Source organism: Thermotoga caldifontis AZM44c09 (assembly GCF_000828655.1).
Taxonomy (GTDB): Bacteria; Thermotogota; Thermotogae; order Thermotogales; family DSM-5069; genus Pseudothermotoga_A; species Pseudothermotoga_A caldifontis.
In genome coordinates, this window is the sequence record NZ_AP014509.1 from 1,706,836 (window position 1) to 1,732,104 (window position 25,269).

The window sequence follows — 25,269 nt, forward strand, 5'->3', positions numbered from 1 at the left end:
GTGCTTTTACATTTATAAAGTATACTCCAAAATTGACCACGATCAAAGTCTCAATACTACGTCGGCCAGTTCGAAAAGACTACCAAAGCGATGACTCGTCACGACCAGGATTTTTCCTCTTCCCTTTTGATCCTTCAAAATCTGGCGTACAATTTCTTTCCCAGCTCTGTCCAGACCTATCAACGGTTCATCGAACAGTATAAGCAACGGTTCGTGTACTAAAGCACACGCTATCGCAACGCGTCTCGCTTCTCCGTCTGAAAGTTGAAACGGGCTTTTGCTGAGGACATCTTCCGTTAAACCCACCGAGTAGACTGCTTCCTTCACTCGCTCGGCGATCCTATCCAGACCGAAATTCCTGGCGGAGAAAGCGATTTCATCGAAAACTGTTTCGCAAAAGAATTGATCCTCAGCCCTCTGCATGACATAACCGATTCTGCTGAAGCCAACATCGCTCACGGGAATCTCATCCAACAGTATCGAGCCGGATTGAGGTTTGAGAAGTCCAGCGATGAGCTTCAGTAAGGTGGACTTGCCGCTTCCGTTCGGACCCTGAACGAGCAGAAGCTGACCGCTTCTGACTCGAACGTTCAACCGGTCGAAAAGCTTTTTACCATCTTCGTATCCGAACGTTACATCGATCAATCTCAGCTCAGCATTCAACATCTTCGAATCTTCTCTCGAGAAATTCATGGATTCCACCGTGAAAGTCAATGGTTCCATCGCTCATGTGTATCACCGATGTGGCAAGATCAAAAAAGATCCTCGGTTCGTGCGTCGAAACGAAGATCGTTTTACCGAGTTGCTTCAGTTCACGAAGGGCTTCCAGCAGCTCTTCCACACCGAGATCATCCAGCATCGATGTGGGTTCGTCCAGAAGAAAGATTTCCGGTTTTAACAAATAAAGAGAAGCTATGACGAGCTTTTGAGCGAGTCCACCTGAAAGTACGAACGGATTTGCGTGTCTCACTTCAGAAAGCTGAAACATCTTCAACGCCGCTTCTATGTTCTCTCGAATTTCTTCGCTTCTCAATCCCAAATTTTCGAGGCCGAACGCGAGGTCTTCTTCAACGGTCGAACCTACGATCTGTTCGAAGGGATTGTGGAGAACGTAACAGCAAAGTTCTCTCAAATCCGCATCCGTTACGATCCTTCCATCTATAATTATGGTACCCGACCTGACGGGAAGCAACCCAGCAATTATTTTCAGCAACGTCGTTTTCCCAGATCCGTTGGCCCCCACCAAGAGATTGAAAGAACCTTCTTCCACTGCCAGGGTGATGCCTTTCAAAGCAAATCCTTCACCGTAACTGAAGTGAATATCTCTGAGCTCGATCACTGCTGCGTCACCTTCACAGATTTGTATATCCTTATGCCACCTTCTTTATAAATGTCTTCGACATTCCCGAAGATTTCCTGCATGGCCCTCTTGACGTAAGAACCACCTTTGTTGTGGTACGCAACTACCTGGAGGGAACCACCGTAGTTCAAATGTTCGAAAGATTCTCTGATCAATCGAAGCACAACTTCTTTTCCCGCAGCGAGTGGGGGGTTCATCAAAACCACATCGAATTTTTCGTCTTTCCAGGGATCAAAGAATGCTCCCTGTCTTATCACAACATCGACGTTGTTCTTCCTCGCATTTATCTTCGCAAATTCCACGGCCCTTTCATTGATATCGCTCATGTATACCTCCAGGTCTGGATGTTCCGCCTTCAGAACGATTCCGATCACTCCATAACCACACCCAAGGTCCAGCAACTTCCTGCCATCAAGGTGACAGTGCTCGATGAGAATGCGCGTAGCCTTATCGATCTCTCCAAAGCTGAAAACTCCAGATGGAGTCTGGAATTGATACACCGCTCCATTCTTCAATTTCAATACGGCTGTTTTAACTCTCAACTCGCTCCTGGGCTTTTCGGAGTAATAGTGCTCCATACGAACAGAATGGGGGCCGTGTGGCCCCCTTAGAAGATCACTCCGCCTTCTTTGCGAGTTTCTTATCGTAGATGAGGACAGCCTGAGCCGCTGCCAGCCTCGCTACAGGAACCCTGTAAGGTGAACAGCTCACATAGTCGAGACCGGCCCTGTGGAAGAAGTGAATCGATCTTGGATCTCCTCCGTGTTCTCCACAGACACCCACTTTGAGATTGGGCCTTGCCTGCTTTCCTTTCTTTGTGCCCATCTCGACGAGTGCTCCGACACCTTCATAATCGAGTGTCTTGAACGGATCGTGTTCCAGAATGCCCTTTTCCAGATACTCTGGCAAGAATTTACCAACGTCATCGCGGCTGAAGGCAAAGGTCATCTGTGTCAGATCGTTCGTTCCGAAGCTGAAGAACTCCGCTTCCTTTGCTATCTCGTCGGCCGTAACGCATGCGCGTGGAACTTCGATCATTGTACCTATTTTGTATTCGATCTTGACACCGGATTCTTGTATCATTTTGTCGGCGACTTCCTTGATGATCTTCTTCAAGAACGCGATCTCGTTCACGTGTCCAACGAGAGGGATCATGATTTCTGGCACGACTTCCATGCCCGTCTCCTTCTTCAACTCTATCGCGGCGCCGATGATGGCTTTGGTTTGCATGATCGCAATTTCTGGATAAGTGATGGTGAGCCTACAGCCACGGTGACCAAGCATCGGGTTCAGTTCGCTGAGAGATCTCACGATATCTTTCAACTCACTCGGCGAGATACCAAGTTCCTTCGCCGTTTCTTCGATCTGCTCATCGTCGTGTGGTAAGAACTCGTGGAGTGGCGGGTCTATGAGCCTTATGGTGACCGGATAGCCAGCCATGGCTTTGAACAAACCTTTGAAATCTTCCTTCTGCAGTGGCAACAGCTCGTTCAAAGCTTTTTCTCTTTCTTCCTTCGTCTTCGCTACGATCATCCTGCGCATCTTCGGTATCCTGTCCGCTTCGAAGAACATGTGCTCAGTTCTGCACAGACCGATGCCTTCTGCCCCGAACTTTCTCGCAACTTCTGCATCCCTCGGGATGTCTGCGTTCGCACGCACGCCGAGTCGTCTGATCTCGTCGGCCCACTTGAGCAGTTCAGCCACTTCACCTTCGAGACCCACGGGTTTGATCGTTTCGATCTTACCCAGCAGCACTTCTCCTGTGGCACCATCTATGGAGATCCATTCGCCTTCTTTCACTACCACGTCGTTCACCCTGAAGAACCCTTCTTCGTCTTTCACCTCAATCATTTCCGCTCCGACGACCGCAGGTTTACCCATTCCCCTTGCCACAACGGCCGCGTGTGACGTCATTCCACCCCTCGAAGTGAGGATACCCTGAGCGAAAGCCATGCCACCGACGTCCTCTGGGCTCGTCTCCGGCCTCACGAGTATGACCTTTTCACCGTTTCTTCCCATTTCTTCGGCTTTCTTTGCGTCGAAGACCACGACACCTGTGGCTGCACCAGGTGAAGCGGGCAAACCTTTGGCTATCACTTTCGCTTTTGCTCGCGCCTTCTCATCGAAACGAGGATGCAGGACCCGCTCTATATCCTCAGGTTTAACGCGTAGTACGGCTTCTTCTTTGGTGATTATACCTTCCTTCGCCATGTCCACGGCGATCTTGATGGCAGCCCTGGAGGTTCTCTTACCGCTTCTGGTTTGCAACATGTAGAGTTTGCCTTCCTCCACGGTGAACTCGATGTCCTGCATGTCCTTGTAGTGTCTCTCGAGTCTATCCATGATGGCGATGAGCTCTCTGTACACCTCTGGCATCAAGCGCTTCAATTCTTCAAGAGGAACCGGTGTTCTGATACCTGCAACGACATCCTCACCCTGTGCGTTCTGCAGGAATTCTCCGTAGACTTCTTTCTCTCCCGTGTTCGGGTTGCGTGTGAAAGCAACACCCGTTCCAGAACGTTCACCCATGTTTCCAAAAACCATCGCGACCACGTTGACCGCCGTTCCGAGCAACTCGTCTTCCCTTATGTTGTTGATCTCTCTGTACTTCACAGCCCTCTCGCTCATCCAGCTCCTGAACACCGCATCGATGGCGAGCCACAGCTGTTCGTGAACATCCTGTGGGAATTTCTTCCCCTCTTCTTCGTACACCTTCTTGTAAATCTCGACCAGTTGCTTCAAATCTTCCGCATCGAGTTCGATATCGAGCTTTACACCTTTCCTTCTCTTCATCTCCTCGAGCGCGTTGTCGAATTTGCTCCTCGGTATACCGAGTGCGGTATCGCCGAACATCTGCAGAAACCTTCTGTAAGCATCGTAAGCAAATCTGGGGTTGTTTGTCATTTTGATCAGCCCGTTCACAGTTTCATCGTTCAAGCCAAGGTTGAGTATCGTGTCCATCATGCCCGGCATGGATATAGCCGCACCGGACCTGACGGAGACAAGCAACGGTCGATCGGGATCACCGAAGCCTTTGCCCGTAACTTGCTCGAGCCTCTTCATGGCCCGTTCTACTTCTTCCTTCAAACCTTCAGGATAGGTTCGACCATGCTGATAGTAATACCTGCACACCTCGGCAGAAATCGTGAACCCGGGTGGTACTGGTATACCGAGGTTGGTCATCTCGGCGAGGTTTGCACCTTTTCCGCCGAGGATGTCCTTCATCTCGGCGTTCCCTTCTGCCACGCCGTTGGCGAAGAAGTACACAAACTTTTTGCTCATCAGCGCACCTCCCTCACTTGATGTACCAATCTGTAGTATAACTGCTGTCAGCGATCGTACCAACAGCCACAAACACCGATTGTGAACTGACTCCAAGAAGACTCTCAACGATGGGAGCAAAATCGATGAAGGCAAACAGCGAATGCTTGACAGGATCGAAGAGTTTCAGCGCTTTCTCAAGAGATCTTCCCTTTTCACCTTTAGCCTGGCTAAAAATCTTGAGGTAGTTTCCTTCGCATCTGATGATGAGATTGTCGATCTTCAGTTCTTCACCGGAAACTTCACCGCGCCCGAGAATCTTCGCTATCTCCGAAGGCGTCGTTCGAGCCTCCGCCACAACGTAGAAAGATGGCTCCACGGTTGCGGTTGCAGACTGCGTTTCAAATAAGCTCTGCAGGAATTTTCCAACACCAATCGACGCAGCCATCTTACCTGAAACCTTTTCAGAAAGGGCCAGAATTTCCCGTACCACATTTTTTGGCTCAGCCGATATTCCGAAAATCTGTCCGACGGAACTCAATGCCGATTCGGTCAAACCAGTGGACATCTGCTCGAGAACTGCTTTCACAGTTCTGGCGCTCTGGACGTTAGAAAATACGAAGATCTCACCCGAAAGGTTTGGATCTTCGTGCAGACGGTACGATCTGTCTGGTGTCGCCTCTGCAACGATCTTTTTCGCAGCCTCATTTTTCGCCTTCCACTTGATAAAACCACTCATCTTGTCTGGTTCGACTCTGACGACGAGGACCGATTCAAACTCTGCCTCGCCCTGCACGAACCTGGGCGAGTAACCAACCGCCCACACAGTGGCATCATCGAAGTATTTCATTATATCCGCCGCAACGTTCCCTCCACCCTTCAGACATTCACCAGCAAAATCCTTGTTGTTGGAAACAAACAAGTACGACTTTTGAGCGCCCACCCAGACATCTTTTCCAAGGAGGTCACTTATTGCTTTGACCAGCTTTTCTGCTTCTTTCGCTGGACCCAAGGCGACGAAAAAGTTCTCGCCTCTCTGGACTACTAAAACTTGGTTCGAGAGCAGTTCGTTGAATTGATCCATCTTCACCCCGTATTTGACCAGTTGACTCGCCACCATACCCTGGACCATGGGTTCGATGCCAAGACCATTGATGAAAGTATCGAACAGGGGAATCTTCTTAAGTTGGTCGTAGTGTTTCGCATTGTCTGTTGCGAGTAGCACAAAATCGTACGTTGCCGGAATGAACTGTGTGACCCCGAGGAGTAACGTGCCAACCAGGACTGACAGGATTACCAGGTACTTCATCGCGATACCTCCTCACAAATTTTTTCACTTAATGATACCATAAAATTGCCGAATATCGGTTCAGAATCGCTGATAAGTCAGAAAAATGGCCAGGAACTTTCAATATCTTTCTCTGATCCTCGTTCACATCGGCTTTCTCTTCGTCTCACCCCTCCCTTTCTCCCTGTAATTCTGAACCCACTTGAAATGATCCATCCAAAAGTGTTATTATACAAGCAAGAGGGAGATCTCATCTCCCGAAATTGCTGTAAGGAGGGGGGTTGAAGGATGAACAAGAAAGAACTTGTCGACAAGGTCGCGAAAAAAGCGGGACTGAAGAAGAAGGATGTCAAGAAAGTAGTTGACACAATGCTCGATGCTATCACCGAAGCTCTTGCAAAAGGAGAAAAGGTCCAGCTCGTCGGCTTTGGAAGCTTCGAAGTCCGCAAGGCGGCTCAGAGGAAAGGCGTCAACCCACAGACGAAGAAGCCGATCACGATTCCCGCAAGAAAAGTCCCGAAGTTCAGACCTGGCAAGGTTCTGAAGGAAAAAGTCAAGTGAGTCCAGAGGGGGCGCAAGCCCCCTTTTCATTTGCCAACGCAGAAATCGCTAAACATTCGTTCGATGAGATCGATTCTGTACTCTCTTCCGAGCAGTGAATCCAGTGCTTCGAGGCACTTTCTCAATCTCTCTGCAGCTGCATCGAGTCTTCCTTTCTCCAGTTCTTCTATCGCTCCATTCAGGTTCGATTTACAGGACAGAAGAAGTTCGTACTGTCTGGTTGTTGACACGTAACCGTCGACGTTTTCAAGTAGATCTTGGACCTGCCTTATGATTTCTTCTTCCAACTTTTCGATGCCCTCTCTTTTCAGCGCCGAAATCACCAACACACGTGCGTTTGTCCCCAAAGTATTCTTCAGCTGATCCAAATCTATTCTGTCGATGACATCGATCTTGTTGACAACAACGAGATACCGTTTGTTCTTTATGAGTTGCAGTATCTTCAAATCGTCCTCATCGAGTGGGGCACTGGCATCCAGAACGAAGAGGATCAGATCCGCCGTACTGGCAGCACTTATTGCCCTCTCTACACCGATTTTTTCCACTCTGTCCTGGGTTTCTCTGATGCCGGCAGTGTCTATCAAAGTGAAAGTGATCCCTCTGATCGTTGTGAAAGCTTCGATGACGTCCCTCGTGGTTCCTGGAACTTCCGTCACGATGGCCCTTTCTTCGTTCAAAAGTGTGTTCAACAGGGTCGATTTACCAACGTTGGGCTTACCCACAATGACGATCCTTAGCCCTCTGGAAACGGCGAGCCGGCTGTCTGCATTCTTCAAAGAATCGTCAACGCGTTCCAGTAAATTCTTCAATTCCTGTCTCAAGAATTCGGGTTCTGTGAAGACCTCGTCTGGATAGTCGAACTCGACTTCGATGTGTGCCAGAACGCGCAACACATCCTGGCGAAGATCCTCAACGAAACCTGCCAACCTTCCCGAAAGGTTCGCCGCCGCGATCTTGACAGCCGTCTTCGACGTGGCTTCCACGATCTGTTTAACCGATTCAGCCTTCGTCAAATCCATCTTCCCGTTGAGGAAGGCCCTCTTGGTGAATTCTCCAGGTTCTGCGAGCCTTGCACCGAGTTTGACGAACCTCTCTAAAACCAGTTGTGTCACTATGGGACCACCGTGGCACATCACTTCGACCATGTCTTCGCCAGTGTAGGAGTGCGGGGCTTTGTAGAAGAGGACGAGCACTTCGTCCAGCACTTCGTTGTCGTCATCCAGGATGAAATTGTGATAAACTTTGCGCGGTTCAACACGGTCTGGAACAGTTTTCAGCGCTCGGAGGCAAATCCGCCAGGATTCAGGACCACTCAAGCGAACGATGGAAATGGCCCCAATGCCCCGCGGACTCGCTATGGCAACGATCGTGTCCACCGATTTCTCAGCTCCCACCGAGAAGTTCCGAAACTATTCTGTTCACGAGTTTTCCATCCGCCCTACCCTTTACGTGTGGCATGATGGCTTTCATGGCTGTACCCACGTCTTTCGGACTGGATAAACCGAGCTCAGCTATGATCCTTTTCGCAAGTTCTCTTATCTCTTCCTCACTCAGCTGTTGAGGCATGTAAGACTGTATGATCTGAACTTCGAGTCTCTCCGCCTGCGCCAGGTCCTGTCTGTTCCCCTTTTCGTACATCTCAATTGCTTCTTGTCTTTTCTTTATCTCTTTTGACATGATCTGAAGGATCTCTTCGTCCGTGGCTGGACGCATTTTCTCGACTTCAAAATTCTTGATCGCGGCCAGAAGCATCCTGACCGTTCTGAGTTTCACCTCATCCTTTGCTTTCATGGCTTCTTTCAGATCCTGATTCAACTTGCTCTTCAGATCCACAGAATCACCCCCTGAGTTTTCATTCAAGGACCGAAACTACTCTCAAATTTTTCTCTTCCGTCAGATCTATCGTTTCACCGTTCTCAATCTGAACAATGGGCCTTAAAGGATTCCTTCTGTTCACACCAACAACGATCGCCTTTGTACCTTCGTTCAACACAACAGTTGTGCCTATCGGGTAGAGTCCCAACAATGAGACCATGCTCTTCACCACTTTTGCGTCGAGTTTGTTCAGTGAAGCGAGTCTAATGATCTCTGTCATAGCCTTGTAGGGCGTCCACGAAGGCTTGTAAGACCTGTTCGAAACGAGAGCGTCATAAATGTCGACAACACTCACGATGCGAGCGAACAGGCTTATCTGCCGGTCCGATAAGCCTGAGAGGTAACCTGAGCCGTCGAGCTTTTCGTGATGATCCCTCACACTGCTGATGACACGTTCGTCGTTCAGACCAGATTGTCGGCATATTCTCTCACCGAACGCAACGTGCTTTTTCATGATTTCGAATTCTTCCGGTGTCAATTTCCTCGATGCGAGCAAGATCTCTTTTGGAACCAACGCTTTGCCTACATCGTGTATCATCGCGGAAAAAGCGAGATGGGAAAGTTCTTCCAGCTTCAAACCCATTTCCAAACCAACGAGAGAGCTGATCATACTGACGTGAACCTCGTGGGTATAGGTGTAGTCCTCGTCCGTCTGCTGAACGAGGAAAACCAACGATATTTTATCACCGTAGTTTCTCACTATGTCGTTCAAAACAGTCTGCGAAACTCTCCAGACCTGTTCAGTCTCTATCCTGAGCTTTGTGGCAACGGTGTCGAAGACCTGTTGTATTTGTTCTTTGGCTTCATCTATTTTTCTGACATCAACCAGTGGTGGTAACACCTCTTCCACTTTGACCCATATTCTGTTCACACCGTTGCTCTTCAAAAGCTCGATCTTCTCTGGCGTGATCCTCTCTCCCGCTCTTACAACGATCGAGCCGTTCCGATCTGTGATCGTTTCAAGCGATGTTTCTAAACCTGTGAGCGAACCAACGTTCTTCAAAACATACTGACCTACTTCAGCCTCCAAGTACATTCACCACGCTTTTCTTGTTTTCGAGAGGCACCACACACGCCCAATGCCAGGGCTTCTCGCAGATCTGTTTCCACAGGTCTCTCACACGTCTCAGTGTTACTGCATCTATCTTTTTCAACATATCGTCCAGGACCACCGGCTTACTCCTCGTGATGAGGAACTCGACAAGGTAACCGAAAACGCCCGAAACGCTTTCAGTTATCATCTGAAGCTTACCCAGCAACCGTTGTTTTCCGTATTCGAATTGATCCTTCGTGATGTCTCCTTGCATTATTTTTCTCAGTTCCCAAACGTACCTCTCGAGCTTATCCAAACTGGTACACGCATAGATCGCGAAGATACCCACATCGCTCCAAAGGTTGTTGAGCAACTCCACGTCGTACACGAGCCCCTGCTCTTCTCTGATTTTTGTGAACAGAACAGAACTCATTCCGCTTCCAAGCAACGTGCTCAGAACCATGAAAGCAGGATAGTCTTCACTCAGTATTCCGAAGTCAAGGCGCGTCCCACCGATCAAATGAATCTGTGTTAGATCATTCCTCTCCTCACAGCTGATACTTTCCGACTTGAAACGAACCTTTGGATCCGGCGAATCGACCGTTTTGTTGTACGATTCAATCACTTTTTTTAATTTTTCCAGAACGCTTTTGGTAACCTTGCCCACCACAACAACGTCGACATTTCCATAGTGATCGTTGTGGAACTCAAGAACTTTCTCTCTGGTCAGTTTTTCCACAGTTTCTATATAGCCACTGACTGGCCTTGAGTACGGATCTTCGAGATAACTCTCAGCGAATAAATCCTGGACTCTGCTTTCATGATCTTCGTGGTAAGTTTTTATTTCTTCAATTATAACCGATTTCTCAAGCGCGATAGCCTTTTCCTCAAAAAGGGGCTGGAAAACGATGTCTGCTAGAACCTCTATTGCCTTCTCGTGATGACTGTAAGGCACCTTCGCCAGGTAGACCGTAAAGTCTTTCGTGGTGAACGCGTTCAGGCTTCCCCCTACAACTTCCAGGTTGAATTTCAGACTGAATTCATCGAAGTGCTTTGTCCCTTTGAACGAAGCATGTTCGATGAGGTGAGCCACTCCTGCTTCTTCAGGTTTTTCGTTCGCGGATCCAACAGGCACAATGAACGCCAACGAAAGGGTCTTGACAGAAGAAATGGGCACAAAGTAGATGTGCCCATTGAGAGTTTGCAACGTTTCTATTTTCATTGTGCTTACCTCCGTTTCATTTCACATCCGATTTTGGATTTCTCCCGCCTCGCATGGGATTCTTTTCATCCTTGTGGAAGCTCCTGGGTTTTTGTTCCTCAGTCTTGGTCTCTTCATCCCGCTCTGGGGGTAATTCTTCGAATTGGAGTCTTCCGAGATTATCGATATTCGACACTTTGACTTTCAACGTATCACCGATCTTCAATTTCTTCATGTTGCTCAGGATCTTGCTTTGGTGCAGCAATCCGATCTTACCAGCTCCAACCTCCAGGAACACACCGAACGGTTCTATGCGGGTTATCTTGCCTTCGAAGACATCACCAACTGCCACTTCCTTAACTATCTCGTTTATCCTGTTGATCGCCGCGTCAACCTTGTCCACGCTGTGACCGATAACGCTCACACGCCCCGTGTCATCGTCCACGGATATCTGAACGTCGTATTCCTTTATGATACCTTTTATAACTCGTCCACCGGGACCTATGATTTCGCCAACTTTTGTCGGATCGACCACGGTTGTTTTGATGATAGGTGCATAGGTTGAAAGGCTCGGTCTGGGTTTATCGATGGCACTGTACATTTTGTCGAGTACGAACATCCTCGCTTCCTTCGCTTGCATCAAAGCTCTGTACAGAAGTTCCTTCGAGACTCCGGACACCTTGCAATCCATCTGGAAGGCCGTGATCCCGTCACGAGTTCCCGCGACTTTGAAATCCATGTCTCCCCAATGATCCTCGGCACCCATTATGTCCGTCAGTATCACCGATGCGTCAGGTTCCAAGATCAGCCCCATGGCCACTCCTGCGACGTGCTTTTTCACAGGAACTCCCGCGTCCATCAGTGCCAGAGACCCAGAACAGACCGTTGCCATAGACGACGAACCGTTCGATTCGAGAATTTCAGAAACGACTCTTATCGTGTATGGAAATTCTTCTTCATCGGGCAGAATGAATTTGAGAGCGCGCTCTGCGAGATGACCGTGCCCGATTTCCCTCCTGCTGGGACCTCTCAACGGTTTTACCTCACCTGTACAGAACGGTGGAAAGTTGTAATGGAGCATGAAGCGTTTTGTACCTTCCTCGAGGATCGTGTCGACGATTTGCTCGTCCATCGGAGCACCGAGCGTCACAATACCGAGGCTCTGCGTTTCACCCCTGGTGAACAAGGCTGAACCGTGTACTTTTGGTAGCAAACCAACTTCACACGTTATCGGTCTTATGTCCTTGGGTCCTCGCAAATCCAGCCTTATACCTTCTTCCACTACGATCCTCCTCATTTTGTGCTTCATCAGCTCTTCGTACAGGTCTTTCAACTGGGTCGCATACTGGTTCAAAAGCTCCTCGGTGTATTTCTGCTTCAATTGCTCGAGGACGGATTCATAATACTCCGATATGGCCTGCGCTCTCGCTTTCTTACCCTGCGTGAGTAATCTTCTTCGCAGCTCTTCTCCATCGATGAGCGCACGGAAACCGTTTTCGATATCCTCAGGCAGTTTGACTTCCTCGATCTGGGCTTTACTCACGTTGAATTCACTGAGGATATCCTGCTCGAATTCAACGATTTGTTTGATCGCTTCGTGCGCTTTGAACAAAACTTCAACCATTTGCTCTTCGCTGACTTCTTTCGCCTCGCCCTCTACCATCGTTATCGCATCCGCAGTACCAGCCACGACGATGTCGAGCATACTCCTTTCAAGTTCTTCCTCGCTCGGGAAGAAAACAACCTGGCCATCTACGAGTCCCACTCTGACCGCCGCAACCACACCGTTGAAAGGTATGTCAGACACGTTCAACGCGAGAGACGCCGCCATAACACCCACAACGTCAGGGGGATTTGCAGCGTCCACGGATAGAACAGTTACAACGACCTGGACTTCGTTGCGCAGATGCTTCGGAAACAGTGGCCTTATGGGTCTGTCGATCGTTCGTGCAGAAAGAATCGCGGCTTCACTGGGTTTACCTTCGCGTTTGATGAATCCTCCAGGTATCTTACCCGCCGCATAGAAGCGTTCCTGAAACTCCACCGTGAGTGGAACGAAATCGACCCCTTCCACCGCTTGATCGGACATGACGGCGGTGGCCAGCACCGTGGTGTCACCGATCCGTGCCAAAACGGCTCCGTTGGCCTGCTTGGCTACTCTGCCGTGCTCGACGTAGAATTCCTTACCCAGAATGACACGTCGCCAGTATTTCAAGGTCCATCACCTCCAAGCATGAAACTAAAAGCGGGCCAGCGCCCGCCCCGATTTCGATTGACTTTCTCATTTTCTCAGACTCAGTTTCTCGATCAAATTCCTGTAAGACTCAGGGTTCACTCGTTTCAAGTACCTCAACATCTTTCTCCTTCTTCCGACCATCTTCATCAAGCCTCGACGCGAGTGGAAATCCTTCGGATGCATTTTCAAATGCTCTGTCAGGTGATTGATGCGTGCCGTGAGCAGTGCGATCTGAACTTCCACCGAGCCTGTGTCTTTCTCGTTAATTCTGAACTGCTCAATGATCTGTTGCTTCTGCTCTTTGTCCACCAAACACACCTCCGTTGGTCAGCCTTCAACCCAGAAGGGGGTCACACCCACATCCGAGTTGAGGTCTGGAGCGGGCGACGGGGGTCGAACCCGCGGCCCTCAGCTTGGGAAGCTGATGCTCTACCACTGAGCTACGCCCGCTCACCATAAGAAAGTATACCACAAAGCGTGTGGTTCATCAACTTATTGGACATACTACCTCGAGGAAGACTCAACTCACACGATGCACTTCTTCGATCAGCTTCAAAACCTGTGCCGCGTTGTCGGACTCCAGAATCAACCTGAAGAATTCGTACGCCTGCAGATCAACCTCGTCAGTTTTGTTCAAAAAGTACACCTTCACCTTGACTCTGAACGACTCTTTTTCTTCTTGATTCATCGAAGCTACGTGTTTGACGACAGCAAGCAACGATTCGTCTTGGGCACAAGCCTTGGCGATCTGCAGGAGCACATCCGTCATCCATCAGTCTTGCTTCTGGGTCACAAACACCTTGAAGGATATACCCGTGCGCGTTTCGTTCTCGATCTTGGCTTCCATGAACCCAGGTACCATGTAAATGTCTTTGCCGTTCTCGTTGAGGAATCTCCGTGCCACGGCGATCGCCTTGACGGCCTGGTTCACGGCCCCCGCACCTATTGCTTGAATCTCAACCCTGTCAGCTTTGGACAGAGCACCCGCTATGGCTCCTGCGACCTTGTTGGGGTTCGAACTCGAACTGACTTTCAGAATCTCCATTCGACCAATCCTCCTTGATCTATAAAGACTCTCGCGCACAGCCTTTAAACAGCACTGTGCTACGAGTGATTTTACCACATATTTATTTTATTTCAACCGCCCGTAAGTACTTCGCCGCTTCCTCGGGAGGCATCGGGTTTATGTAAAAACCTGAACCCCACTCAAAACCGGCAACGTTGGTCAAACGCGGGACTATCTCGAGATGCCAGTGATAATATTCTTTCCCTTCCCCATCCGTGGGAGCGGTGTGCAACATGAAATTGTACGGTGGATTGTCCAGAGCAACATAAATGCGATACAGAGTATTTTTCAGGATCCTCGCGAAGTTTCTTACTTCCCTTTCGGTTATGCTTCCGAAGTTGTGCGAATGATGCTTGGGCATTATCCACGTTTCACAGGGGAACCTCGCCGCAAAAGGCTCTATCGAAACGAAATCTTCGTTTTCTTCAACCACTCGCTCTTTTCTTTCGAGTTCCTGATTCACTATATCGCAGAACACGCATCTCTCTTTGTATGAGTAGTATTCCTTTGATCCGGCCAGTTCCTCCTGAACTCTCTTGGGTACTATCGGTAGAGCGATGAGCTGACTGTGTGGATGCTGCAGGGAAGCACCCGCATCGCGACCGTGATTCTTGAATATCAAAATGTATTCGATCCTACCATCCTGCGCAATGCTTTCATAACGTTGTTTATATGCCCAAACGACCTCTTCCACCTGTTTGTAATCCATCAGAGCGAGGTGTGTGTCGTGATCAGGAGTTTCAACGATCACCTCGTGATATCCAAAACCGTCCATCGCATCGAACATACCTACACCGTAGCGCTTCGGAGAAAGGTTCGGATTAACTGCCCCGAACTTGTTCGGTACGACCCTAACCCACCAGCCAGGAGTGTTGGGAGCCGTGTCTGGTGGTCTGAATGCCAGCACCTCTGGAGGTGTCGTGTGCTCGTTACCGTAATCGAACGGGCAGAACGCGGGTTTTTCCTCAACCTTTGGACGGGCAAAATCGTGCGGCCGTTTGGCCCTCTCGGTGGCAATGATGACCCAGCGTTTCAGCACGGGATCTTTCCTGAACTCAGGCATCACTGATCCTCCTCATACCCTACGCTTTTTCAAAGCTTCCTGGTAAACCCTGAGATAATGCTTCGCGGAACGCTCCCAAGACACGTCGGTTTGCATCGCATTCTGGACTATCCTTTTCCAATGTTGTTTCTCGTTCCTGTAAAAGTACGATGCCTTTGCGATTGCCATCAACAGATGAGCGGGGTCATACTCTCTGAACCCGAATCCGTTCCCAGTTCCGGTTTCCGGATCGAATTCTTTCACCGTGTCGGCCAGACCACCCGTATACCGCACGATGGGTATGGTCCCATACCTGAGACTGTACATCTGTCCCAAACCGCAAGGTTCGTAGCGGGAGGGCATCAGGAACATGTCGCAACCCGCGTAGATTTTCTGTGCGAGGTCTATATCGAACTTTATGTTGGCCGACACCTTGTCCGGATACTTCTGCTGGAGACGCTGGAACATTTCTTCGTACTTTTTCTCACCCGTGCCCAACACAACGAACTGCAGATCGAAGAGGAACAGATAATCCGCTATTTTCTCAATGAGATCCAATCCCTTCTGATCCACGAGCCTGTTGATCATGCCGATCAACGGTACGTTTTCTTTAACTGGAAGATTGAGGTCTCTCTGCAGCATCTTCTTGTTTTCGTACTTTTTTTCCAAACTGTTGAGATCGTAATTCACGTATATTCTCCTGTCTGTCGCAGGGTCGAATTCTTCGTAATCTATCCCGTTAAGTATGCCGTACAGATCGTCGGACCTGAGCCTCAAGACACCATCGAGCTTTTCACCGTACTCTTCGGTTTGGATCTCCTGGGCGTAGGTGGGGCTCACAGTCGTGACGATGTCGCTGAAGAGTATTCCACCCTTCAAGAAATTGATCTTTCCGTAGAATTCGAGCCCATCTATGTTGAACAGGTATCCCGGAAGGCCTGCGAATTTCATGTAGTTTGGGCTGAAGATACCCTGATAACCCAGATTGTGGATCGTGAAGACGATCGCAGTGCGGGTAAAGAACGGATCCATCCTGTAGAGTGTTTTCAGATAAACGGGTACCAACCCCGTCTGCCAATCGTGCGCATGAACGATGTCGAACTGCTGCGAAAGGTGCTTCATAGCCTGAATGAAAGCTGCACAGAAGAATATGGATTGCTCAGCCAGATCTGGTCCCTCGTAAACATTCTCGGCAGAAAAATAGTACTCGTTCGCGATGAGGTACACTGGTACATTGGAACCTGGCAACTGTGACTCGTACAGATCGAACGTCTCTTTTGTCTGCACGTTCTCCACGGGGATAGACTTGGCCACCTCAGTCAACTGATAACCGAACTTTTGGCTGTTCTTCACCACGACCTTGTGGAACGGCATGAATATGGCAACTTTTGCCCCACTTTTTTCTATGGCCTTTGGCAGTGCCCCGAGCACATCCGCAAGTCCCCCAACTTTGGCAAAGGGATAGACCTCGTAAGCGACCATCGCGATTTTCACAGCCCTCACCTCGCTGTCGAAATTATAGCATGGCCCTTCGGAGCTCCAAGAATACCGCTCAAAATGTCGTCAAGACCAAACTGCAGGAACACTCTTCCGTCCCTCAAGCCAATTTTTATAAAAGGTTTCAGGGGGATCTGGTATGAAACGTGCGCGTTCATGTCTATCCTCATCCAGTATTCTTCGTATTGACCGCGCGTCATGCCAAAACTCAAAGCGAAGCTTTCAAATCCGACAAATCCATCGAAACTTCCAATGTTCGTTCTGATCACCGGCAGAACAGTCTGGGCCAAGAAATTCAGTCCGGAGAGGCCGAACCTGCCTCGCACTTCGAACAGGATCTGTCTGAAATTGAATGCCCTGGAAAGTTCGAAGAACATTTCTGGTGAAACACCCACGGTGAAGGAGACTTCGGGAAATCTTCTCAGGTGAACCAGACCACCAACGCTCCCATACGCGTAACCGATCGATAGCTTTGGCAGAACCTTTTCAGGTTCGATCGCCACTCCCATCGCCGAGAAAATAGTCCCGGTTTTCAAGGAACGATCGCTGGCATCGGAAACGAGCATATCCAACGCAAAGCGTTCGTTAGTCGCCACGACTGAGGCCGCAAATCCTTTTGAGGAACTGAATGAAAGCTGCAGCCAGCCAGCTTCGAGCGTTTTTGCAAAGCCGATAACCATCGTGTTGTCCATCAGATCGTCCCAGAAGCCGAGAAAAGCCCCAGCACCGAAGTCTTTCTGAGCTAACTTTACGTAAGGAAATGGTAGAAAGAATCTGAATCTCATGGCATCGCTGTATTTCGTGGAATTGATGAACGATTTTTCAGGCTCAGAAACGATCACAAAGACAGGTTCAGACCTGACAGAACCTCTCGAAGCAACGTTCGCAGGTTCAGAAAACAGTGCATAACCTCCCGGCAACGGTTTTATCGAAAAAATCTTTCCATTCCATCCAACGGCGGCGACGCAGTCCTTCACGTCGAACGCGTGAATCTGGTTCGTACGCAGATCTATCGTGCACGCACGGAGTTCGCCTTCCAGCTCAGCCACAAAGTAAATTTGATCGTTCAGCAAGGTTGGAGACAGCTTTGCCCCACCATCGACTGTCAATTTCACCAACCGACTATCTTGCAACATGTAAAGGTCTACGTTCCGAAACTTCCTGGCGGTGAAAACGATGCGATTCTCATCGGCAGCGATCTGTAATGGTACCAGATCGTTGGGGATAGGAATTTCGTTCAGTGAATTCGTTTTCACATCGAAAATTGCGATCTTTCTAACGTCGTTCCTCTGAACTATGAGTGCGAGTCTGTCATCGCCAAACCAAGCCACATCGATGACGTGTTCGATCCCGGTGTCCATCGTGGAACTTTTCCACAGATACAATCTGTTGACGTACCTGCCATTCTTCAAAACTGTCCTGACGATGGCCAGTTCTCGCCTGGAATTCACTGAAAAGCTCACGAGGTTCGAAACCTCGACGAGTTCATGGCCTTTTCCCTCGAAGATGTCGTAAAAGTAGATCGCTCCAGGCGCATCGTACCCCCTGAAAGCGTAGTAAATCCTCCACAGTTCCAAATTCAGCTTACTGGGTATCAAAGAAAGCTCTGTGAGTCTTTCCCCTTCAACGAACACCTGGGCGTTCAACCAGTTCTTGATCTCTTCCAGCGGTACGAACTTCTTGACGTGTCTGGAAAAACCGAGCAAGGGATCGTTCGAAAAACTGTCGAGTAATTCCTTGACCGTTCCTTTTTCTCGTTTCTCCAACGACTCGAGTAAAGTGTATCCCAGCGTGTAACTTGCTCCACCAGGCGTGAAACGTGTTGTGTTGATGGAAGAAGCGAACTTCAAGCCTATACCGCTGGCCAACGCGTTTCTCCTATAAAGATCGAACAACACGTCGTTCGCCCTTCCTTCGCTTTCAACGGATTCCTCCATGATCGCCACACCTTCGTGTAAATAAAGCGGAGTCAGGACGCTCTGAACGGCTGCTGCAACGGCGTGGCCGAAGAAGGACAGGCGCTCCACCATCGGTGAAAAACGGTTCGCCAGAAAGATGTGAGCCAGCTCGTGACGGAAACAAAATACGACCCAGTCGTCGTATCTGGGTGTGAACTGGTACGGATTCATGTCGCTGACGTAAATGACTATCACGTTGTTCAAAGGATTCGCATAACCGTTGGAGATGTCCGATTTGAGCAGATAAACCTTTGGCTTAGTCTTTGGGGAACTTTCGAAACGCTTTTCCAGACTCTCAAAGATTTCATCGGCTTTTTGATAGAGTCTGTACGCTGCCATCTCGAGACCGTCTTCGTAGAGCACATCTACATGCTGAGTGATCAACATGTTGAAATGGCCGCTAGCCCAGACCAGTTGAACCGACAGAAGAAAGAGAATGGTGAACGTGAACTTCTTCATGCTTCCCTCTCCAACTTCTTGGTTATGTAGTTCACGACCACCTCGATCGCCCGATCGTTGTAACCACCCTTCGGCACGATGATATCGGCATACCGCTTCGTTGGTTCTACGTAAGCATCGTGCATGGGCTTGACTGTTCCCAAATACTGGTTCACAACACTCTCCACACTTCTTCCCCTTTCGTTTATATCGCGCATGAGCCTGCGAATGAACCGTATGTCACTCTCGGCATCGACGTAGATCGAAAGCTCGTAAAGTCTTCTCAACTCTTCGTAGTAGAGGGCAAAGATGCCCTCGATCAGAATCACCTGTTTCGGAGCAAACTCGATCGTTTCGAATTTTCTCGTGTAAGTCACGAAATCGTACGTAGGAATCCTGACGGTCTCTCCGCGCAACAACCTTCGAACATGTTCGACGAGCAGTTGATGCTCGATGACGTCCGGATGGTCGTAGTTCATTTTCCTGCGTTCCTCCAGTGGAAGATGACTCATGTCCTTGTAATAGTTGTCCATCGGTAAAATTGCACATCTCTCTTCGCCCAGAGACTGTACGATCCTTCTTGCGACGGTAGTCTTTCCAGATCCGGTTCCTCCACCTATGCCGATGAGGATCAACGTCTCGCCCCCAGTCAACTTCCAGTGTGATGAAAAACCTCCTCATCACAAATGTAACACGAAGATCCAAAGAAGCATCCGTTCATGGGCAATGAAACCCGTATAATTTGATCGTGTGATCGCTTTCAGGTAGGTGATGGCTCTGAAGATCTTCCTCGTTCGTCACGCCAAAACCGATTGGAACGATCGAGGTTTGTGGCAGGGAAACAGCGATATTTCGCTGAACCAAGCTGGCTTCGAGCAGGCTCGAAGAGTCGCTCAAAGACTATCGACCCAGAATGTGCAGATCGTTTATACCAGTCCCCTCTCGAGGGCTTATCAAACAGCCAAGGTGATTTCAGATACTCTGAAAATACCTTTGATCATCGATGAAAGGCTGAGAGAATGTGAGATCTCTCTGTGGAACGGTTTAACCATGGAAGAGACGCTACAACGGTTTCAGAGAGAATACCAGATCTGGTCGAGCCAGCCCGATGCGAAGATAGAGGGAGTCGAATCCCTCGGTAGTGTTCAGAACCGGATCGTTCAGTTCTTGCAGGAGCTGATTCAGAAACCTTTCGAGTCCACCGTTGTGGTGTCGCACGCTTTGTCTCTGCGAACTTTGATATGCTGGGTTCTCAAGATACCACTGAACGAGTACAGAAATTTCGGGCTCGACAACGCCTCGATCAGTTTGGTCGAATTTCAGGGTAGACTGAGACTGATCTATCTGAACGATACGTGCCATCTTGGTTAGAAGATCCTGGTGCTTGCCTTCGGGCCTGGCGTCTTGTCGTACGCCTCTACGGGCCAGAATCTGTACACATATTCGTATCTGTCAGTCCTCACGCTTGGATCCCTCGGCACGTGGAAGAGATCGTGCACGGCTGTGACGTAACTGTAAAATGGATCACTTCTCGGTACGAGTTCCACCACGACGTTGAACATGACGCTGTAGCCACTCATCTGATCGTAGAAAAGCAGTGTTGCACGTGGATCTTTGAGCACGTTCTTGTAACTCCTCTTGTAAAACATCTCTATACTCGACAGAACGTTTCTGTCGAAGATGTCGGGATTCTCATAAAGGTCCAGCAGAAACTTGATCCTCTCGTTCATGGTTTCCTTGATCCCTTTTTGTCTTGCGAGATCTATCAGTTCCATCGCCCTGTCCGCGAATTTTTCAAGATGTTCCTGCTTCGGCACCAGTCCCAACCCCTTGATGCAACTGTTTATTGGAAATTCCTCTTCATCAGAGAACGTCGACATGACGACCGTGTGGGGTGAAAAATTCGGAACACCCTTTTCCAGACCCAGGAAAATCTTCAGACTCTTCGAACGCGTCTGGATCTGCCATCTGAAAAACTCATCATCCAGCTGGTGGAGTCTGTAACTTTTCTCCTGCCCACGAACCACGATGTGAACCACACCGTTTTCGATTCTCACGTTATTCCCTCCTGTTCGAAATCTTGGGATTCAATATCCTCTCAACAGCTACACCCAAGGACATGATGGAAAAGGAAGCGAGGAAAATCGCAAAACCAGGAAACACAACCCACCACCAAGCACCGAGCACCAGCGCGTTGCACGTTCTTGCCAGACTCAGCATCTTACCCCACGAAACGACTCGCGGGTCTGAAAAACCCAAGAAAGACAATCCCGCCTCCGCGAGCATGGCACCGGCGGCCGAAAAGGCGGCGTTCACAACGAGTACTGGGTACGATGCTGGTAGCAAATGCCTTTTCAAAATGTACCACTTGCTCGCCCCAGCACATATGGCAGCCTCAACGTAGCCTCTCCTCTTCTCCGACAGCACTATCGCCCGAACAACCCTTGAAACGCCTGCCCAGCCAAAAACTATCAGCACGAAAACGAGCGTCCAAAAACTACTGCCTAAGTACGTCATGATCATGATCATGATGGGCAATCCTGGAAGTACCATCACGAAGTCGACCGTTCTCATTATCACGGCATCGATTCCTTTTCCAAATGTCGCCGCAATCACGCCGAGCAAGCCTCCCATTACACTCACACCCAGTGCCGTCAACGCTCCCACAGTCAACGACGTTCTGGCTCCGTAGACGATCTGACTGAATATGTCGACGCCGTACCAGTCTGTACCGAAGATGTGCTTATAAGAAGGGGGTTGCAGCCTTCGGCTTCTTTGAGTGATGTCGTAAGGATCGTAAGGAGCTATCAAAGGAGCGAATACGGCACAGAAAACCATCACACAGAGTATCACGAATCCAACAGTGCCTTCGAAAGATCGAAACAGTTCTCGGAAGAAGCCATTTCTCTTTTTGTTCATTCGTACCTCACCCTTGGATCGAAGAGGGCTTGCAACACGTCCGCCAAGAAGTTCGCCACTATCACAGAGACGATCGTTATGATAACTGTTGCCTGCAACAGTGGATAATCGGAATTTCTCGAGGCCTCCAACACGAGCAGACCCATACCCTTCCACGAGAAAATGGTTTCGATGAGTACGGCACCTCCAAGCATCCCGGCGATGCGTAACGTGAGCATGGAAAAGAGGGGACCGAGCGCGTTCCTGAGAATGTGTTTCCTTCTTATCTGCCTGTCGCTCAGACCCTTGGCTTTCGCCGTGAGGACGAACTCCTCGTTCAGAATTGAGATGACCATGTTTCGCACGTACATGGCGAAGCCTGGTACGTTCACCACGAATATGACCAACCACGGTAAGAACGCGTGCCTCAGGAGACTCAAAAAGCTTGAGAAGCCTTTCGCGGTTGGATCGATCATACCCTGGAGTGGGAACCAGCCAAGTTTGAAAGAGAACAGCAGTACGAGCAAGAGCGCAAACCAGAATGTTGGAACGGAATGGAGTGCGAACGCAACATAACGTACCAGTCTGTCAACGAACGAGTTCCTTTTTGTCCCAATGTACACACCGAGTCTCAGTGAAGCGATCATTCCTAAAATGGTTGGAACCGCGGTGAGCAGAAGGGTCCAGGGAAGTCTTTCCATGACGACGCCAACCACACGCCTGTTGTAGGTGTAAGAAACCCCAAGGTCCCCTTTGAGGAATTGTTTCAAAAATATGACGTACTGTATCAGGACGGGCTTGTCCAGGCCGAACGCAGCTTTTATCTCCTGCTTCACCTCCTCCGGAATCCTCGGATCACCGTAAAAACGCTCTGCCGGATCCCCCGGCAGAGCCCTTATGAGAACAAAGCTCACGGTGAGTGCCAAAACGATGGTTACGAGCATTTGGATTGCCCTCTTGACGAGGTACGAAAAGCTCATGAGATCACCTTACCGGTTTCAAGGATTTGAACGTTTCTGCGTTCATCACGCCCTCGCCAGGTAACACGACCCACCCTGTGAAATTCTTCGTGCTGTACGCTTCGATGTCCACAGGCACGAGAAGGGGCACAACCGGAACGAGTTCCGCGAAAAGTCTTTGCAGTCTCACGAAAGCATCCACGCGGTCTCTTTCCGAAAACGCCATCCATATCGATTCGAGTGCCGCATTCAACTCCGGAATATTGACACCGCCGTAGTTGAACCCGACGACCTGACCATCCTTCATTTCACCCCTTGAGGAATGCAGATGGTAGAACACCATTTCCGGATGGCTTCCGAGGCTGTAAGAATACAGCGCGAGATCGAAGTCAGCCTTCTTGAGTTTTGTTGTCAAACCTTCTGGACCCTGAACGTCGAGTTCAACCTGTATTCCAACGTTCTTCAGATAGAGTTTTATGTACTCTGCCATGTCCATGGCTTTTCGATCAGAAGATACCAATAGAGTCAGTTTTCTGCCGTCGTAATCGCACTTCTTCAGGAATTCTTTCGCCATAGAAACGTTTTGCTGGACGCAACCCACCGTCTCGTCGAAAACACCTTTTGCCCTCTTCGGGATCAAACCGAGTGAGGCCACATCCGCAAGACCATTGTAGACCTTCTCCACGAGTTCCTGGTAATTCAGCGCGTAGAGAATGGCCTTTCTAAAGTTTACATCGTTCATGGGCGTTTTTCTGTGGTTGAAAAGAATCACGTTCACGACTCCACCTTCAATGAGTGCAACCTTCACGTCTGGATACTTTTTAGGATTATCCATCACCTGCTGGGCGAGTTCCGGGTCGAGGTTCCAGAAGAGATAGTCATAGTCACCCTTGACCAAGCCTAAGAATCCCATCGTCTCGTCCTGAACTATGTGGAACACCATGCCATCCAGTTGCTTCGGGGCGTCGGGATGATCTTCGAAGAACTTCATGACAACGCTCTGCGGGGTCAACTTTTCGAACGCGAGCACACCACTCCCTATGGGTTTTTCGGTGTTTGGAAATTCCAGAGGTTTGTCTATTTTTTCCCAGATGGACCTTGGAATGATCGGGATCGCCATGGGTGCAAAAGAAAGCATCGATACGTTCATCGTTCTGAATTTCAATCTCACGGTCTTTTCGTCTATTTTCTCGGCTCCCGTGAAGTACGCCAGAATTGGACCGAGCGGTAACCTCTTTTGCAGTACGTAATTGAAAGAAAAGACAACGTCATCTGCAGTTACGGGCGAACCGTCGTGGAATTTTCGCTCCTTCAGCTTCAATATCAAACTGTTGTTCGAAAAATCAACCTGAAAATCTTCCGCCAAGGCTCCGACAATCTGTCCAGCACGTTCTGCGAGCAACGTTTCGTAGAGATAGCCAACAACGATCCTCTCGGCCGAAGACTTCACTAAAAACGGGTTCAGCGACCTGACATCTCCCAGCACCGCGACATTCAATTTAGCCGCGAAGACGAGTACGAACGCTGATACGAACAGAAGAACCCAGAATCTCCTCATCTGCCACACCCCCAGGAGAGATTTGTTTGCTATTATTATAAACGGAGGTGCTCGACTTTGCAAACCGAATGGCTTGGAAAGATGGCTTTTTTGGCTCACACAGATTCTGGAAGGCAGGTGTTGATGGACAGCAGGAAGGACCACGGTGGACTTTCCGCAGGACCGAGTCCCATGGAACTGGTGCTCGCAGCGCTCACAGGCTGCACAGGTATGGACGTTGTCTCTATCCTGGCGAAGATGAAGGTGCTGGACGAAGTTGAGAGCTTCAGGATGGAAGTTTCCGCCGAGCGGGCGCAGGACCATCCGAAGATATACACCAAGATCCACCTCAAGTACATCTTCAAATTCAAGAACCAACCCTTCAAAGAGCAGGTCGAAAAGGCCGTCCAGCTGTCCCAGGAAAAGTACTGTAGCGTCGCTGGGATGTTGAAGAAAGCAGCCGAACTCACGTACGAGATCGTTTACGAGTAGGTGAATTAGATGCTCCTGAAAAGTTTCATCCTGAACGACACAACCATCGAGATCGTTCAGGACGACATAACGAAACAGGATACAGAAGCAATCGTGAACGCTGCCAATTCTCATTTGAAACACGGCGGAGGTGTGGCAGCAGCCATCGTGCGTGCAGGTGGGGAACAGATTCAGAAAGAAAGCGATGATTATGTGAAAAAACATGGGCCTCTGGCGGTTTCCGAAGTTGCAGTGACTGGCGCTGGAAAGTTGAAAGCGAAGTACGTGCTTCACGTCGTTGGACCTCGCTGGGGTGAAGGAAACGAACATGAAAAACTTTACAGGGCGGTTCGAAACGTCCTGGAGAAGGCCGACGAGTTGCAACTAAGTTCGATAAGCATCCCTGCAGTGAGTAGCGGTATCTTCAGTTTTCCGAAAGACCAGTGTGCCGAGGTTTTCTTCAAGGCTATAACGAATTTTCTCAAAGAACATCCCAACACCACATTGAAGACCATCAGGCTCTGCAACATAGATGAAGAAACCAGCAGAATCTTTCTCTCTGTTTTCGAGAAGAACTGGAGGTGAGAG

25 protein-coding genes and 1 tRNA gene are annotated in these 25,269 nt (G+C 49.3%); 4 read left to right on the forward strand and 22 right to left on the reverse strand.

Annotation, left to right across the window (positions count from 1 at the left end):
• Nucleotides 1-42: 42 nt before the first annotated feature.
• Genes TSP01S_RS08460 through TSP01S_RS08480 form a run of 5 tightly spaced genes read right to left on the reverse strand, consistent with a single transcriptional unit; the run spans nucleotide 43 to nucleotide 5,930 of the window.
• Nucleotides 43-666: an energy-coupling factor ABC transporter ATP-binding protein gene (locus tag TSP01S_RS08460; protein WP_171816819.1), complete on the reverse strand. Its 624-nt coding sequence runs from the start codon at nucleotides 664-666 to the stop codon at nucleotides 43-45.
• Nucleotides 653-1,339 (reverse strand): energy-coupling factor ABC transporter ATP-binding protein, encoded by a 687-nt coding sequence (locus tag TSP01S_RS08465; protein ID WP_041077737.1) that lies wholly within the window; start codon nucleotides 1,337-1,339, stop codon nucleotides 653-655. Before TSP01S_RS08465 ends, TSP01S_RS08460 begins: the two co-directional genes overlap by 14 nt.
• Nucleotides 1,336-1,938: a class I SAM-dependent methyltransferase gene (locus tag TSP01S_RS08470; protein WP_041077739.1), complete on the reverse strand. Its 603-nt coding sequence runs from the start codon at nucleotides 1,936-1,938 to the stop codon at nucleotides 1,336-1,338. The genes TSP01S_RS08465 and TSP01S_RS08470 overlap by 4 nt, the downstream gene beginning before the upstream one ends.
• Nucleotides 1,939-1,975: 37 nt before the next feature.
• Nucleotides 1,976-4,642 (reverse strand): pyruvate, phosphate dikinase, encoded by a 2,667-nt coding sequence (gene ppdK / locus TSP01S_RS08475; protein WP_041077741.1) that lies wholly within the window; start codon nucleotides 4,640-4,642, stop codon nucleotides 1,976-1,978.
• A gap of 13 nt (nucleotides 4,643-4,655) precedes the next feature.
• The gene (locus TSP01S_RS08480; protein WP_041077743.1) at nucleotides 4,656-5,930 is read right to left on the reverse strand and encodes a hypothetical protein; all 1,275 of its coding nucleotides are present in this window, start codon (nucleotides 5,928-5,930) and stop codon (nucleotides 4,656-4,658) included.
• 267 nt (nucleotides 5,931-6,197) lie between these two features.
• On the opposite strand from TSP01S_RS08480, the gene hup reads away from it, so the two are divergent.
• Nucleotides 6,198-6,470, forward strand: a complete 273-nt coding sequence (hup, locus tag TSP01S_RS08485; protein ID WP_041077745.1) for a DNA-binding protein HU — start codon at nucleotides 6,198-6,200, stop codon at nucleotides 6,468-6,470.
• Between the two features lie 26 nt (nucleotides 6,471-6,496).
• Here hup and mnmE read toward each other — a convergent pair whose 3' ends face one another.
• From mnmE to udk, 13 genes are all read right to left on the reverse strand, one after another.
• Nucleotides 6,497-7,846 carry a tRNA uridine-5-carboxymethylaminomethyl(34) synthesis GTPase MnmE gene (mnmE, locus tag TSP01S_RS08490; protein WP_041077747.1) on the reverse strand — a complete coding sequence of 450 codons (1,350 nt, stop codon included), beginning with the start codon at nucleotides 7,844-7,846 and terminating at the stop codon, nucleotides 6,497-6,499.
• 7 nt (nucleotides 7,847-7,853) lie between these two features.
• Complete coding sequence (locus TSP01S_RS08495) at nucleotides 7,854-8,303, reverse strand: GatB/YqeY domain-containing protein (RefSeq protein ID WP_041077749.1); 450 nt, start codon at nucleotides 8,301-8,303, stop codon at nucleotides 7,854-7,856.
• Nucleotides 8,304-8,322: 19 nt separating this feature from the next.
• Nucleotides 8,323-9,381: an HD-GYP domain-containing protein gene (locus TSP01S_RS08500; protein ID WP_144380654.1), complete on the reverse strand. Its 1,059-nt coding sequence runs from the start codon at nucleotides 9,379-9,381 to the stop codon at nucleotides 8,323-8,325.
• Entirely contained in the window at nucleotides 9,365-10,600 is a 1,236-nt protein-coding gene (locus TSP01S_RS08505) for a M16 family metallopeptidase (RefSeq protein WP_041077751.1), read from the reverse strand. The genes TSP01S_RS08500 and TSP01S_RS08505 overlap by 17 nt, the downstream gene beginning before the upstream one ends.
• A gap of 16 nt (nucleotides 10,601-10,616) precedes the next feature.
• Nucleotides 10,617-12,794, reverse strand: coding sequence for a polyribonucleotide nucleotidyltransferase (locus TSP01S_RS08510; protein ID WP_052463569.1), 2,178 nt, complete (start codon nucleotides 12,792-12,794; stop codon nucleotides 10,617-10,619).
• 66 nt (nucleotides 12,795-12,860) lie between these two features.
• The gene (rpsO, locus tag TSP01S_RS08515) at nucleotides 12,861-13,133 is read right to left on the reverse strand and encodes a 30S ribosomal protein S15 (RefSeq protein ID WP_165275130.1); all 273 of its coding nucleotides are present in this window, start codon (nucleotides 13,131-13,133) and stop codon (nucleotides 12,861-12,863) included.
• Nucleotides 13,134-13,190: 57 nt separating this feature from the next.
• Nucleotides 13,191-13,265, reverse strand: a tRNA-Gly gene (locus tag TSP01S_RS08520).
• 70 nt (nucleotides 13,266-13,335) lie between these two features.
• Nucleotides 13,336-13,584 (reverse strand): hypothetical protein, encoded by a 249-nt coding sequence (locus tag TSP01S_RS08525; RefSeq protein WP_041077753.1) that lies wholly within the window; start codon nucleotides 13,582-13,584, stop codon nucleotides 13,336-13,338.
• Between the two features lie 3 nt (nucleotides 13,585-13,587).
• Complete coding sequence (locus tag TSP01S_RS08530; protein ID WP_041077754.1) at nucleotides 13,588-13,860, reverse strand: stage V sporulation protein S; 273 nt, start codon at nucleotides 13,858-13,860, stop codon at nucleotides 13,588-13,590.
• Between the two features lie 82 nt (nucleotides 13,861-13,942).
• Nucleotides 13,943-14,944 carry a galactose-1-phosphate uridylyltransferase gene (gene galT / locus TSP01S_RS08535; protein ID WP_041077755.1) on the reverse strand — a complete coding sequence of 334 codons (1,002 nt, stop codon included), beginning with the start codon at nucleotides 14,942-14,944 and terminating at the stop codon, nucleotides 13,943-13,945.
• A 12-nt stretch (nucleotides 14,945-14,956) separates the two neighbouring features.
• Nucleotides 14,957-16,417 carry a glycogen synthase gene (locus tag TSP01S_RS08540; protein ID WP_041077756.1) on the reverse strand — a complete coding sequence of 487 codons (1,461 nt, stop codon included), beginning with the start codon at nucleotides 16,415-16,417 and terminating at the stop codon, nucleotides 14,957-14,959.
• 5 nt (nucleotides 16,418-16,422) lie between these two features.
• Nucleotides 16,423-18,837: a TolB-like translocation protein gene (locus TSP01S_RS08545; RefSeq protein ID WP_041077757.1), complete on the reverse strand. Its 2,415-nt coding sequence runs from the start codon at nucleotides 18,835-18,837 to the stop codon at nucleotides 16,423-16,425.
• Nucleotides 18,834-19,451, reverse strand: coding sequence for a uridine kinase (gene udk / locus TSP01S_RS08550; RefSeq protein ID WP_041077759.1), 618 nt, complete (start codon nucleotides 19,449-19,451; stop codon nucleotides 18,834-18,836). The genes TSP01S_RS08545 and udk overlap by 4 nt, the downstream gene beginning before the upstream one ends.
• A gap of 136 nt (nucleotides 19,452-19,587) precedes the next feature.
• On the opposite strand from udk, the gene TSP01S_RS08555 reads away from it, so the two are divergent.
• Nucleotides 19,588-20,187: a histidine phosphatase family protein gene (locus tag TSP01S_RS08555; protein WP_231848557.1), complete on the forward strand. Its 600-nt coding sequence runs from the start codon at nucleotides 19,588-19,590 to the stop codon at nucleotides 20,185-20,187.
• On the opposite strand, the gene TSP01S_RS08560 is transcribed toward TSP01S_RS08555, so the two are convergent.
• The 4 genes from TSP01S_RS08560 to TSP01S_RS08575 are packed head-to-tail and all read right to left on the reverse strand — an operon-like array spanning nucleotide 20,184 to nucleotide 24,231.
• Nucleotides 20,184-20,873 (reverse strand): hypothetical protein, encoded by a 690-nt coding sequence (locus TSP01S_RS08560; RefSeq protein WP_041077761.1) that lies wholly within the window; start codon nucleotides 20,871-20,873, stop codon nucleotides 20,184-20,186. The genes TSP01S_RS08555 and TSP01S_RS08560 overlap by 4 nt on opposite strands.
• Nucleotide 20,874: 1 nt before the next feature.
• A complete protein-coding gene (locus TSP01S_RS08565) occupies nucleotides 20,875-21,735 on the reverse strand; it encodes an ABC transporter permease (protein ID WP_041077763.1) in 861 nt (286 codons plus the stop codon).
• A complete protein-coding gene (locus TSP01S_RS08570) occupies nucleotides 21,732-22,694 on the reverse strand; it encodes an ABC transporter permease (RefSeq protein ID WP_041077765.1) in 963 nt (320 codons plus the stop codon). Before TSP01S_RS08570 ends, TSP01S_RS08565 begins: the two co-directional genes overlap by 4 nt.
• Nucleotides 22,695-22,698: 4 nt before the next feature.
• On the reverse strand, nucleotides 22,699-24,231 hold the full coding sequence (locus tag TSP01S_RS08575) for an ABC transporter substrate-binding protein (RefSeq protein ID WP_041077766.1): 1,533 nt from the start codon (nucleotides 24,229-24,231) through the stop codon (nucleotides 22,699-22,701).
• A 57-nt stretch (nucleotides 24,232-24,288) separates the two neighbouring features.
• Between TSP01S_RS08575 and TSP01S_RS08580 the strand changes: the two genes are divergently transcribed.
• Together TSP01S_RS08580 and TSP01S_RS08585 are read left to right on the forward strand one after the other, a co-directional pair.
• Nucleotides 24,289-24,702 (forward strand): OsmC family protein, encoded by a 414-nt coding sequence (locus tag TSP01S_RS08580; RefSeq protein WP_041077768.1) that lies wholly within the window; start codon nucleotides 24,289-24,291, stop codon nucleotides 24,700-24,702.
• 9 nt (nucleotides 24,703-24,711) lie between these two features.
• A complete protein-coding gene (locus TSP01S_RS08585; protein WP_041077770.1) occupies nucleotides 24,712-25,266 on the forward strand; it encodes a macro domain-containing protein in 555 nt (184 codons plus the stop codon).
• The last annotated feature ends 3 nt before the right edge of the window (nucleotides 25,267-25,269 follow it).

Excerpts from the sequence above, each read along its gene's own strand:
- TSP01S_RS08460 (WP_171816819.1), bottom strand. The coding sequence starts at position 666 with ATGTTGAATGCTGAGCTGAGATTGATCGATGTAACGTTCGGATACGAA.
- TSP01S_RS08470 (WP_041077739.1), bottom strand. The coding sequence starts at position 1,938 with ATGGAGCACTATTACTCCGAAAAGCCCAGGAGCGAGTTGAGAGTTAAA.
- ppdK (WP_041077741.1), bottom strand. The coding sequence starts at position 4,642 with ATGAGCAAAAAGTTTGTGTACTTCTTCGCCAACGGCGTGGCAGAAGGG.
- TSP01S_RS08480 (WP_041077743.1), bottom strand. The coding sequence starts at position 5,930 with ATGAAGTACCTGGTAATCCTGTCAGTCCTGGTTGGCACGTTACTCCTC.
- hup (WP_041077745.1), top strand. The coding sequence starts at position 6,198 with ATGAACAAGAAAGAACTTGTCGACAAGGTCGCGAAAAAAGCGGGACTG.
- TSP01S_RS08500 (WP_144380654.1), bottom strand. The coding sequence starts at position 9,381 with ATGTACTTGGAGGCTGAAGTAGGTCAGTATGTTTTGAAGAACGTTGGT.
- TSP01S_RS08505 (WP_041077751.1), bottom strand. The coding sequence starts at position 10,600 with ATGAAAATAGAAACGTTGCAAACTCTCAATGGGCACATCTACTTTGTG.
- TSP01S_RS08525 (WP_041077753.1), bottom strand. The coding sequence starts at position 13,584 with ATGACGGATGTGCTCCTGCAGATCGCCAAGGCTTGTGCCCAAGACGAA.
- TSP01S_RS08530 (WP_041077754.1), bottom strand. The coding sequence starts at position 13,860 with ATGGAGATTCTGAAAGTCAGTTCGAGTTCGAACCCCAACAAGGTCGCA.
- galT (WP_041077755.1), bottom strand. The coding sequence starts at position 14,944 with ATGCCTGAGTTCAGGAAAGATCCCGTGCTGAAACGCTGGGTCATCATT.
- TSP01S_RS08545 (WP_041077757.1), bottom strand. The coding sequence starts at position 18,837 with ATGAAGAAGTTCACGTTCACCATTCTCTTTCTTCTGTCGGTTCAACTG.
- TSP01S_RS08555 (WP_231848557.1), top strand. The coding sequence starts at position 19,588 with ATGGCTCTGAAGATCTTCCTCGTTCGTCACGCCAAAACCGATTGGAAC.
- TSP01S_RS08565 (WP_041077763.1), bottom strand. The coding sequence starts at position 21,735 with ATGAACAAAAAGAGAAATGGCTTCTTCCGAGAACTGTTTCGATCTTTC.
- TSP01S_RS08570 (WP_041077765.1), bottom strand. The coding sequence starts at position 22,694 with ATGAGCTTTTCGTACCTCGTCAAGAGGGCAATCCAAATGCTCGTAACC.
- TSP01S_RS08575 (WP_041077766.1), bottom strand. The coding sequence starts at position 24,231 with ATGAGGAGATTCTGGGTTCTTCTGTTCGTATCAGCGTTCGTACTCGTC.
- TSP01S_RS08585 (WP_041077770.1), top strand. The coding sequence starts at position 24,712 with ATGCTCCTGAAAAGTTTCATCCTGAACGACACAACCATCGAGATCGTT.